Origin of the sequence: Paraburkholderia sp., assembly GCF_024281035.1 — a bacterium.
Classification (GTDB): domain Bacteria; phylum Pseudomonadota; class Gammaproteobacteria; order Burkholderiales; family Burkholderiaceae; genus Paraburkholderia.
Map to the genome: position 1 here is coordinate 46,463 of NZ_JAMXLH010000045.1, position 10,194 is coordinate 56,656.

At 61.9% G+C, this 10,194-nt stretch carries 10 protein-coding genes and 1 pseudogene; 9 read left to right on the forward strand and 2 right to left on the reverse strand.

Annotation, left to right across the window (positions count from 1 at the left end; genetic code table 11):
* Position 1 precedes the first annotated feature (1 nt).
* Positions 2 to 1,231: an MFS transporter gene (locus Q0L30_RS14370; RefSeq protein ID WP_296657429.1), complete on the forward strand. Its 1,230-nt coding sequence runs from the start codon at positions 2 to 4 to the stop codon at positions 1,229 to 1,231.
* Between the two features lie 162 nt (positions 1,232 to 1,393).
* Here the strand turns inward: Q0L30_RS14370 and Q0L30_RS14375 are convergent, their stop codons facing one another.
* Positions 1,394 to 2,008, reverse strand: a complete 615-nt coding sequence (locus tag Q0L30_RS14375; protein WP_296657403.1) for a response regulator transcription factor — start codon at positions 2,006 to 2,008, stop codon at positions 1,394 to 1,396.
* A gap of 192 nt (positions 2,009 to 2,200) precedes the next feature.
* On the opposite strand from Q0L30_RS14375, the gene Q0L30_RS14380 reads away from it, so the two are divergent.
* Genes Q0L30_RS14380 through Q0L30_RS14400 form a run of 5 tightly spaced genes read left to right on the forward strand, consistent with a single transcriptional unit; the run spans position 2,201 to position 7,511 of the window.
* Positions 2,201 to 2,944, forward strand: a complete 744-nt coding sequence (locus Q0L30_RS14380) for a TetR/AcrR family transcriptional regulator (protein ID WP_296657405.1) — start codon at positions 2,201 to 2,203, stop codon at positions 2,942 to 2,944.
* Positions 2,941 to 3,894 (forward strand): HlyD family efflux transporter periplasmic adaptor subunit, encoded by a 954-nt coding sequence (locus tag Q0L30_RS14385; RefSeq protein ID WP_296657408.1) that lies wholly within the window; start codon positions 2,941 to 2,943, stop codon positions 3,892 to 3,894. The genes Q0L30_RS14380 and Q0L30_RS14385 overlap by 4 nt, the downstream gene beginning before the upstream one ends.
* Positions 3,891 to 4,862 (forward strand): ABC transporter ATP-binding protein, encoded by a 972-nt coding sequence (locus Q0L30_RS14390; RefSeq protein ID WP_296657412.1) that lies wholly within the window; start codon positions 3,891 to 3,893, stop codon positions 4,860 to 4,862. Before Q0L30_RS14385 ends, Q0L30_RS14390 begins: the two co-directional genes overlap by 4 nt.
* Positions 4,863 to 4,882: 20 nt before the next feature.
* On the forward strand, positions 4,883 to 6,013 hold the full coding sequence (locus Q0L30_RS14395) for an ABC transporter permease (RefSeq protein WP_296657430.1): 1,131 nt from the start codon (positions 4,883 to 4,885) through the stop codon (positions 6,011 to 6,013).
* A 13-nt stretch (positions 6,014 to 6,026) separates the two neighbouring features.
* A complete protein-coding gene (locus Q0L30_RS14400; protein ID WP_296657415.1) occupies positions 6,027 to 7,511 on the forward strand; it encodes an efflux transporter outer membrane subunit in 1,485 nt (494 codons plus the stop codon).
* Between the two features lie 80 nt (positions 7,512 to 7,591).
* Here the strand turns inward: Q0L30_RS14400 and Q0L30_RS14405 are convergent, their stop codons facing one another.
* Positions 7,592 to 8,536 (reverse strand): LysR substrate-binding domain-containing protein, encoded by a 945-nt coding sequence (locus Q0L30_RS14405; RefSeq protein WP_296657416.1) that lies wholly within the window; start codon positions 8,534 to 8,536, stop codon positions 7,592 to 7,594.
* A gap of 127 nt (positions 8,537 to 8,663) precedes the next feature.
* On the opposite strand from Q0L30_RS14405, the gene Q0L30_RS14410 reads away from it, so the two are divergent.
* From Q0L30_RS14410 to Q0L30_RS14420, 3 genes and pseudogenes are all read left to right on the forward strand, one after another.
* Positions 8,664 to 9,329 carry a TIGR00730 family Rossman fold protein gene (locus Q0L30_RS14410; RefSeq protein WP_296657418.1) on the forward strand — a complete coding sequence of 222 codons (666 nt, stop codon included), beginning with the start codon at positions 8,664 to 8,666 and terminating at the stop codon, positions 9,327 to 9,329.
* 321 nt (positions 9,330 to 9,650) lie between these two features.
* On the forward strand, positions 9,651 to 10,037 hold the full coding sequence (locus Q0L30_RS14415) for an ectoine synthase (protein WP_296657421.1): 387 nt from the start codon (positions 9,651 to 9,653) through the stop codon (positions 10,035 to 10,037).
* 25 nt (positions 10,038 to 10,062) lie between these two features.
* Positions 10,063 to 10,194: pseudogene (locus Q0L30_RS14420) on the forward strand (IS5/IS1182 family transposase); the annotation flags it as partial.

The window sequence follows — 10,194 nt, forward strand, 5'->3', positions numbered from 1 at the left end:
TATGGCACAGCACAACTCCACAATGCGCGACTGGATGGCCGTGGTTGCACTGGCTGTTGGCGCCTTCATCGTGGTCACCACCGAGTTAGCCCCCATCGGAATGCTCTCCGGGATTGCGGACAATTTTTCGCAAAGCCCCGGACGAACGGGATTGGTCGTAACAGCGTACGCGTGGATTGGCGCAGTGGCGGCGCTGTTCTCCGTTCTGGCGATTAGTGGATTGCGACGGAGGCCATTGATGGTGAGCCTGATGCTGCTACTGGCGCTCTCCAATGCAATCGCCGCGGCGAGTAGCACGTTCAACATGTTGTTGATGGCTCGCCTCTTTGGCGCGCTTGCTCATGGTGCGTTCTGGACAATGGTGGGTACGTTGGGCGCCCAACTCGTTTCAACACGCCAGGTCGGCCGCGCCACAGCCATCATTTTTGGCGGGGTGTCGGCCGCAAGCGTAATTGGCGTCCCGCTTGTTAACCTGATCTCCAACCACGGAGGGTGGCGTGTCGGCTTCACATGCCTCGCGGTTCTCTCGTTACTGACAGGCCTTGCGTTGGCTGCCCTGTTGCCGCGCATACCCGGAAGCGAGCCGTTGAATCGCTCCGTTTTTAAGGTGGTCCTGAGTAACAAGCAATTGCGGCGACTCTACGCGATCGCCGCTTTGGTCATTGTGGCGCATTTCGCAGCTTTCACTTTCGTCGAAGTGTTGCTGTCTTCCCGGTTGAACGTATCGGCCTCAAGTATCGCGATCTGCTTGTTTGCCTTCGGGGCTGCCGGCATTGCCGGAAACTTTTTGTGCGGAGCGCTGATCGACCGCCATCCGAAATACCTGCTCGGATCGGCCCTGCTATTGATGTCTCTGTGCCTCATCGTCATCGGCTCCGGCATCGCGGGCGGCACGACGGTTGCCACGATACTGGTTTTCGGCTGGGGGATGGGCATCGCCATGGTGTTCGTGAGCATCCAGACGTCGGTCCTTCGCGTCGCGGGGGATGCTGCATTGCCCGCATCGGCCATCTACGTTGCAATTTTCAACGGAGCAATCGGCACCGGCGCATTCGTTGGCGCGGGGATACTCGACAACTGGGGTGTCGGACTACTGTGCACGGGAGCGGCTGCACTATCGCTGATCAGTCTCGCAGTCGTCCCGCGTCTGCAGGTCACGAGCGTTGGGGGCGCCAGTGGAGCCGCCAACGGCATGCACAAAGCTGAATCCGCCCTGGAAAAGCAGGCATGATCCGATGAACTTGCTTCTGTTTGACGTATCCATCCGCTGAGGCAATCGGGCCGCCTGCTCTTGCTGAGCGGCGGCCCGACTCTTCTCGAACGTCATCGGGCTGGCGTAGTTCGATGTCGAATGCTGCGCACGCTGTTTCAAGCAAGCGCGGCTTTTCGGCCGCTATTCGATGAGCTTGTTAAGCGTGGCGAACTCGATGAGCGCCGCCAGCGACGACACGCCGAGCTTGTCGAGCGCGCGCGTCTTGTAGGTGCTGACTGTCTTGTCGGAGAGCCCGAGGCGCTCGGCAATGCTCTTGTTGCTCACGCCGCGCGCCAGATATTGCAGCACCTGCACCTCGCGCGGCGAGAGCCCGTTGAGCGACGCATCGCGCGCGGTGCCGCAACAGCCTGCCGGAAAGCAGTCGTAGCCGATCAGCACCGCCTTGACGATGCTGCACAGCTCCTCCACGCCCCGGCTCTTGCTGACATAGCCGCTCGCACCGGCAATGCGCGTGTGATTCGCCATCACCAGTTCCGGCTTGGCCGACAGCACGAGAATGCGCGCGTCCGGCTGCGAGGCGCGAATGGTGCGAATCAGGGAAAGGCCATCGAGCTTCGGCAACTCGAGATCGAGAATCGTCAGATCGGGCTTCAGCGTCTGCACGATCCGCAGCCCTTCTTCGCCGTCGCCACATTCGCCGACAAGTTCGTATTCCGCCTTCAGCACGTTGACGAGCGTCTTGAGCACGATAGGTTGGTCGTCGATCACGACGATGCGCTTCATTTTCTGGTCCATGTTTCTCAGGATCTGAACTCGAAAGCCTTTCGGCACGAACCCCAAAGCCTGAAGGACGCAGCGATACTTTTGTATCGGATAAGTCTGAAACGAATACGGAACCGTTGATCCGGGTTAACCCTCGATGTCGCCCTGAGCAGCACCCGACGCAGGGACTTTGAATTTAACTAATGCGTGAATTAGACTACACGCATGCTCAAACGTCCCGCTGCCCCTGCCAGGCCGCACGCGTCACAGCCAGAGAGCGCGCAGCCCCGGCCGCGCGGGCGACGCCGCGCCAATGCCGATCTCGACGTGCGCGAACGGCTGCTCGCCTGCGCCACCCAACTCTTCGCCGAGCGCGGCATCGCCGCCACGACGATGGCGCAAATCGCCACCGCGGCGGGCGTCACGTCGGCGATGGTCCACTACTACTTCACCAACCGCGAAAAGCTGCTCGATGCCGTCGTCGACGAGCGCATCGCGCGTTCGATCGCCTTCGTCTGGTCGAGCGTGGAGAGCGGCGAGGATCGGGACGCGCACGCGCTCGTGGAAGACCTCGTCGCGCGCATGTTCGACGTGACCGCGCGCATGCCGTGGCTGCCGCCGCTGTGGCTGCGCGAGATCGTCAACGAAGGCGGCCTGCTGCGCGAGCGCATGCTCAAGGTCCTGCCCATCGATCAGTTGCAGCGCTTCGCGTCGCGCATCGGCGCGGCACAGCACGACGGCACGATCAATCCCGCCCTCGAAGCACCGCTGCTGTTCATGTCGATTCTCGCGCTCGTCATGCTGCCGCTCGCCACCGCCAAAACCTGGCAGAGCACGCGCGGCCTGCCGAAAATCGAGCGCGACGTATTGCACCGGCACGTCAGCGCGCTGCTCTCGGCAGCGCTGCAGGTCCCGCCCGACAACACCGTGACGCCGCCGGAACGTCATACTTCGAGGAATGCAACATGAAGCGTGCATGGCCCGCACTCGCCCTGTGCGCCGCAGGCGCTCTCGCGGGCTGCTCGCAGCACCAGGCACCGGCGTGGCAGGGCTATGTCGAAGGCGAATACGTGTATCTGTCGTCGTCGCAATCGGGTGCATTGACAGAGCTCGACGTGCAGCGCGGCCAGAACGTTGCAGCCGCAACGCCCGTCTTCGCACTCGAATCCGGCAACGAAACCGCCGCACGCGACGAGGCGCGCCATCAGCTCGCCGCCGCCGAATCGCAGCTTGCCGATCTGCAGACCGGCAAGCGTCCGCCCGAGGTGCGCGTCACCGAGGCCCAGCTCGCGCAGGCCGTTGCGAACGCAAGCAAGGCTGCGTTGCAGCTCACGCGCGATGAAGCGCAATTCACCGCGGGCGGCATCCCCAAAGGGCAACTCGACGATTCGCGCGCCAACGCCGCCGCAACCGCCGCGCAGGTCCGCGAACTGCAAAACCAGGTGACGGTCTCCAGGCTCCCCGGCCGCACGGCGCAGCTCGCCGCGCAGGCGGCTCAGGTCGAAGCGTCCCGTGCCGCGCTCGCACAGGCCCAGTGGAAGCTCGACCAGAAGCATGTGGCCGCGCCGAGCGCGGGGCTCGTGCATGACACGCTCTTTCGCGTCGGCGAATGGGTGCAGGCGGGCAACCCCGTCGTGCAACTCCTGCCGCCGCAGAACGTGAAGGTCCGCTTCTTCGTACCGGAATCCGTGGTCGGCACGCTTGCGACGGGCCGGCACGTCACCATTCACTGCGACGGCTGCAGCGCCGATATCCCCGCGACGATCACGTGGATCTCGAATGCCGCCGAATACACGCCGCCCGTCATTTACAGCAACGAGAGCCGCGCAAAGCTCGTCTTCATGATCGAAGCGCATCCGTCGCGCGACGACGCCGTCAAGCTGCATCCGGGCCAACCCGTCGCGGTGCGGCTGCAATGACCACGACCGGACCTCGCGACGACGGCCGCGCCATCGAACCCGGCTATGCGATCGACGTCCAGAAGCTGAACAAGCGCTTCGGCGACAAGCACGTTGTCAACGACGTCTCGCTGCAAGTCGCGCACGGCGAAATCTTCGGCTTTCTCGGCCCGAACGGCAGCGGCAAGACCACGTCGATCCGGATGATGTGCGGCCTGCTCACGCCCGACTCCGGTTCGGGCACCTGCCTCGGCTACGACATCCGGCGCGAGAGTGAGCAGATCAAGCGCAATGTCGGCTACATGACGCAGCGCTTCTCGTACTGGGAAGACCTGACGATCCGCGAGAATCTCGACTTCGTCGCGCGCATCTACGAGATGCCCAACCGCCGCGAAGCCGTTGACCGCGCACTCGAATCGCTCGGGCTCGCGAGCCGCGCGAGCCAGCTCACCGGCGCGCTCTCGGGCGGCTGGAAACAGCGTCTCGCGCTCGCGGCGTGCATGCTGCACGAGCCGAAACTGCTGCTGCTCGACGAACCCACCGCGGGCGTCGATCCCAACGCGCGCCGCGATTTCTGGGAGGAACTCCACCGGCTCGCCGCGCGCGGCATTTCGGTGCTCGTAAGCACGCACTACATGGACGAAGCCGAGCGTTGTCACAAGCTCGCGTACATCGCCTACGGCAAGCTGCTCGCGCAGGGCACCGCCGCCGACATCATCGCTTCGCAGGACCTCCAGACGTGGGCGATTCACGGCGAGCAGCTCACCGCGCTCTCGACGCAATTACGCGCGATGCCAGGCGTCGATCAGACCGTGGTGTTCGGCTCGGTGCTGCACGCGAGCGGACGCGATCACGCGGCGCTCGCCGCCGCCATCGAACGCGTATCGGCGGGCAAATCGCTGCGCACCGAGCGCATCGGCACCGGCCTCGAAGACGTCTTCATCTATCTGATGAGCCACGTCGCGGACAACTACGGAGCAGCGTCGTGAAGCGGCCCGGCGGATTCTCGATGGGGTTCTCGCTGGCGCGCTGGTGGAGCATCGTGCTCAAGGAATTCCTGCAACTGAAGCGCGACCGCATCACCTTCGCGATGATCATCGGTCTGCCGATCATTCAGCTCACGCTGTTCGGCTACGCGATCAATACCGATCCGAAGCACATGCCCACCGCAGTCGTGATCGGCGACGACAGCGTGTTCTCGCGCAGCTTCATCGCGGGAATGAAGAATTCGGCCTATTTCGACGTGATCGAAACGCTGCCCGACGAAGCCGCCGCGCGTCACGCGCTCGCACGCGGCAAGGTGCAGTTCGTGCTGAGCATTCCAGCCGATTTTTCGCGGCGGCTGCTGCGCGGCGAAAAACCGTCGCTGCTCGTCGAAGCCGACGCAACCGATCCCACCGCGATCACCACCGCCATCGCGGCGCTGCCGGGGCTCGTCGCGCCCGTGGCCGCGAAGGATCTCACGGGTCCGCTCGCGCATCTGAACGGCACGCCCGCCGCATTCGACGTGCAGATCCACCGTCTCTACAACCCCGAAGGCATTACGCAGTACAACGTCGTGCCGGGCCTCATGGGCGTGATCCTCACGATCACGATGGTGATGATGACCGGCCTCGCAATCACGCGCGAACGCGAGCGCGGCACGATGGAAAACCTGCTCTCGACGCCGGTGCGCCCATTCGAAGTCATGACCGGCAAGATCGTGCCGTATGTGGCGATCGGCCTCGTGCAGGCCACGATCATCGTGCTCGCCTCGCGCTTCGTGTTTCATGTGCCGTTCGCGGGCAGTCTTCTCGCGCTCTATGTCTCGGCGCTGCTTTTTATCGCCGCGAATCTCACGGTCGGCATCACGCTTTCGTCGCTCGCGCAAAACCAGTTGCAGGCGATGCAGCTCACCGTGTTCTATTTCCTGCCGAACGTGCTGCTGTCCGGCTTCATGTTCCCGTTCGCGGGCATGCCGCGCTGGGCGCAATACATCGGCAACCTGCTGCCGCTCACGTACTTCAACCGGCTCGTGCGCGGCATCCTGCTCAAGGGCAACGGCTGGAGCGACCTGTGGCCTTCGGTGTGGCCGCTCGTCGTGTTCATGGCGATCGTCATGACGATCGCCGTGCGCTTCTACCGGCGCACGCTCGACTAGGAGGCTCGCGACAATGACACGCTTCGCGCTCTCCGCCACCACACTCGCGCTGATGCTCGCGGGCTGCGCCGTCGGCCCCGATTTCCACACGCCGGCGCCACCCGCGACGGCCTCCTTCACGCGAGAGACGACGACAGCAACGCCCGCCGCGACCGCGGCACCCGGCGGCGCGGGCGGCGGCGCGCAGCACTTCGTCGCCGCCTCGACTGCGCCGCACGCGTGGTGGACGCAGTTCGGCAGCCCGGCGCTCGATCAGCTCGTCGATACCGCGCTCGCAGCCAGTCCGACGCTCGATTCCGCACGCGACAAACTCGTTCAGGCCCGCGAAAACTACAACGCACAGGCGGGCGCGACGCTGTTCCCGTCTATCGACGCCAGGCTTTCGGGCACGCGCCAGAAAGTCGACCTCACGTCGTTCGGCATCAACTCCGTGCCGAAGCCGCCGCCGTTCACGCTCTATGACGCGTCGGTCAGCGTGTCGTATGTGTTCGATGTCTTCGGCGCCAATCGCCGCGCACTCGAAGCGACGCTCGCCCAGGTCGATTACGCGGCCTACGAACTCGAAGCGGCGCGTCTTTCGGTGGCGGGCAACGTCGTGTCGGCGGCGGTTCGGCGTGCATCGCTGCGTCGTCAGATCGAACTCACGCAGCAACTGGTCGACGCGCAGTCGCGTCAGTTGTCGATCATGGAAAAGCGGCTCGCCGCAGGCGGTGTCGCCGATGTCGACGTGCGCAGCCAGCGCACGCTGCTCGCGCAAACGCGCGCCTCGCTGCCGCCGCTTTCGACCCAGCTTGCCCAGACCGATCATCAGCTTGCGATCCTGCTGGGCGTCGAGCCGTCGAGCACCCAGTACGCGGCACAACTCGACGCGCTCTCGCTCGATACGTTGAAGCTGCCCGACACCGTTGCGCTCACGCTGCCTTCGACGCTCGCCCGCGAGCGGCCCGACATTCGCGCCGCCGAAGCGTTGCTGCATCAGGCAAGCGCAAACGTGGGCGTCGCGACGGCGAATCTGTATCCGCAGATTTCGCTCTCCGCAGGCGCAGGCACGGAGCGCACGCGCGTCGCGGACCTCCTCGACGGGCTGAACGTCTGGAATATCGGACTCGGGATAACGCAGCCGCTTTTTCGCGGCGGCGAACTGCACGCGAAAAAGCGCGGCTCGGAGGCCGCCTTGAACGCTGCGTTCGCGGACTATCGGCAGACAGTGCTGCAGGCGCTGCAACAGGTCGCCGATACGTTGCGCGCGCTACAAGACGATGCGCTCGAACTGCAGTCGCGCAACGACGCTGCGCGCGAGGCGCAGGCGAACGCGACGACGGCCTACGCGCGCTATGCGGCGGGTGGGGTTAGCGAGTTCAATCTGATCGATGCGCAGCGCACGGCGCTTCAGACCTCGCTCGACAGGACGCGTGTGCAAGCCGAACGGCTCGCCGATACCGCCGCGCTCTATCAGGCCCTGGGCGGGGTCGCGTTGCCGGATAAAACCGCGCAATAGCGCAAAGCAGGGCAAATCGGCCGGCTTCAACCGGTGGGGCCGCGCCGAAGGAGAACCGTCGAATGAAGCGACTTCAAACCTTAAGGATGGCCACCGCGATCTCCGTCGACATCGTTGTCGTTACGACATGGTCGGAGGCCGCTGTCACGCGGCAGATCGTTGCTGCATTCTTCTAGTAGCCAATCCTGAAAGATCGCAACATCGCTTTCCTGCGATTGAGACGCACGCACGTAAAGATAGGTCGATCGCTCAACATGCACAAACCCCACCGGTGCAATCAACCGGCCGTCCGCAAGATCGCGCCGAACCAATAATTCCGGAGCGATTGCGAATCCCATCCCGCTTCTTGCTGCTTCAATAGTTAAGGACAAGCTGTCCAGTACCTGTTCGCAGCGCGAATCGACAGCAACTCCAACAGCTTGACTCCATTCGCTCCATGCCTTCATACGTGATCTTGCGTGCAGCAGGCGTAATCCGCCGACGTCGCGCGGCAACCTGGGGGGATTCGGCCAGTCAGGCGTGCAGACTGGCCCTATCATGTCTGTCGTCAAGCGGGTCGCCTTGATGGCCAACGACGGGAATCGGTCGGTAACTATCAAGGCATCGACTTCCCGTCCCAGCAATGCAGCGACATCCCCTTGCGCCTGAAAATTCAGTACGACCTCCGGCGCACGCCTTGAGAATCCGTCGATTCTGGGAAGAAGCCAGTGAGCGAGAAAGCTGCCACAACAGCCAATCGTGAGCTTCCGCTCCGGCGCTTGATCACGAATACCGGCACATTCGTCTTCGAGCAGCGCGAGTGCGGCCGAACATGCCCTCTTCAGCCGCTCCCCCTCTTTCGTCAGTCGCACGCCGCCGCTGTGGCGAACAAAAATGTCCTTTCCAAACCAGGCTTCCAGCGACCGGACCTGGTGGCTAACCGCGCTATGCGTTAAACACAACTCATTTGCCGCTTTGGTGAAGCTCTCACAATTGGCTACGACTTCGAAACTTTGAATAGCCCGGAGTGGAGGCAATGCACGCATGATTAGATCTACAAAAAAATTCACACCGATTGTGCAACTATTTCGCTACTCCGTCCAGTTGGATGTCGATAGACTGACCATCTGTTTTGTTACGAACTCCTATTCACACCATAAGTAACGTCAGTCCATGCATGCAACCATCCTGCGAGAGCTTGAGAGCATCGAAGAGCTTTCAGATCGCGTCGGTACTGCGATTAGCATATTCGGCAGCGCACGCATTAAGCCCGGCCACGAAATATTCACACTCACTCATCAAATTGCTTCTCGATTGTCAAATGAGGGCTACACCGTAATTTCCGGTGGAGGGCCCGGGATCATGCGGGCCGCCAATGAGGGTGCGCGCACGGGAAAAACGCATACCATCGGCTTCAATGTCGTACTCCCTTTCGAGCCAGCCGATTTCCAATTTCAAGATGTATCTCTCGTCTTCGAGAATTTCTTCACGCGAAAAATCGCTTTCTGCAAACATTCACATGCATTTATTGCAATGCCGGGTGGTATGGGAACGCTGGATGAGTTATTCGAAATCTTGACACTCATGCAAACGAAGAAAATTGCCCCCATGCCAGTCGTGCTGGTCGGTTCGCAGTTTTGGGGAGGACTTGTCGACTGGATGAGAACGAATCTGGAAGCAGCCAACCTCATCAGCGCGGGCGAGCTCGACGACATCAAAGTAATTGACGATGCAGATAGCGTCGTCAATTACTTGAAGCAACGCGTCCCAATTCCAGCTGCGTCAATCACGCCACCTTCCTCAATCAGACCGGTCACGCGTCAGTCTGACGGCAGTTGAATCAACGCTTTAGTCCCCGCCCATAAGCCATGAACAGAATTCCAATAGCTCGTCGCCGGGGTTGCCCACCCGTTAATGAGACATGTGAATTGGCATCCTAATTTCATACCTACAGACACGGAATCTTAAAATGGCCACGACATAAAGGCCATCCATGATGTCATGCGGCTGGCTTGGATCTGGAATTTCGCGAATCCTCCCAAGTTACCAGGTCCGGCAGCAAGTGGATAACTCGTTCCAGTTTCGTCCCGGATACAGTCAGATTCCGGTGGATCGCTGCCCTCCTGTCGCTTCCCAACACGTTGTGCAAATGGAGTGAGCATGTTTGTGCGCAGTTTGTCGGACGTTGAGAAAACGGAATATTTCGTCGAATGGGGCGCTGGAACCAGTCATCGCCTCCTTACCGAACGCGATGGCTTCGGCTACACGATTTGTCATACCGTCGTGCGAGCCGGAACCGAATCGCTGCTGCAATATCGGAACCATCTCGAAGCGTGCTATTGCATCGTCGGCTATGGCGAAGTGGAAGACTCCGAAGGCAATATCTACTCGATCCGGCCGGGCGATATGTATGCGCTCGACCGGCACGATCTGCACTATCTGCGAGGCGGAAAAGACACAGATCTCGTGCTTGTCAGCGTGTTCAATCCTCCGCTGAATGGAACCGAGCGTCACAAGCTCGACAGTGCGTCAGGGTCCGCGTATTGAGCGTCTGCCACGCAGACACACGGCCATGCGCTTCGCCGCTCCGTACCTGACCTTGATGAACAAGGACGCTCCGCAGCGCCGCTACGATTTGCGGGAGATGTTCAACGCGCTGCACCGGAAGCAGACGCAACGCTGGATTCAGGCGGGCTGTTTCGAG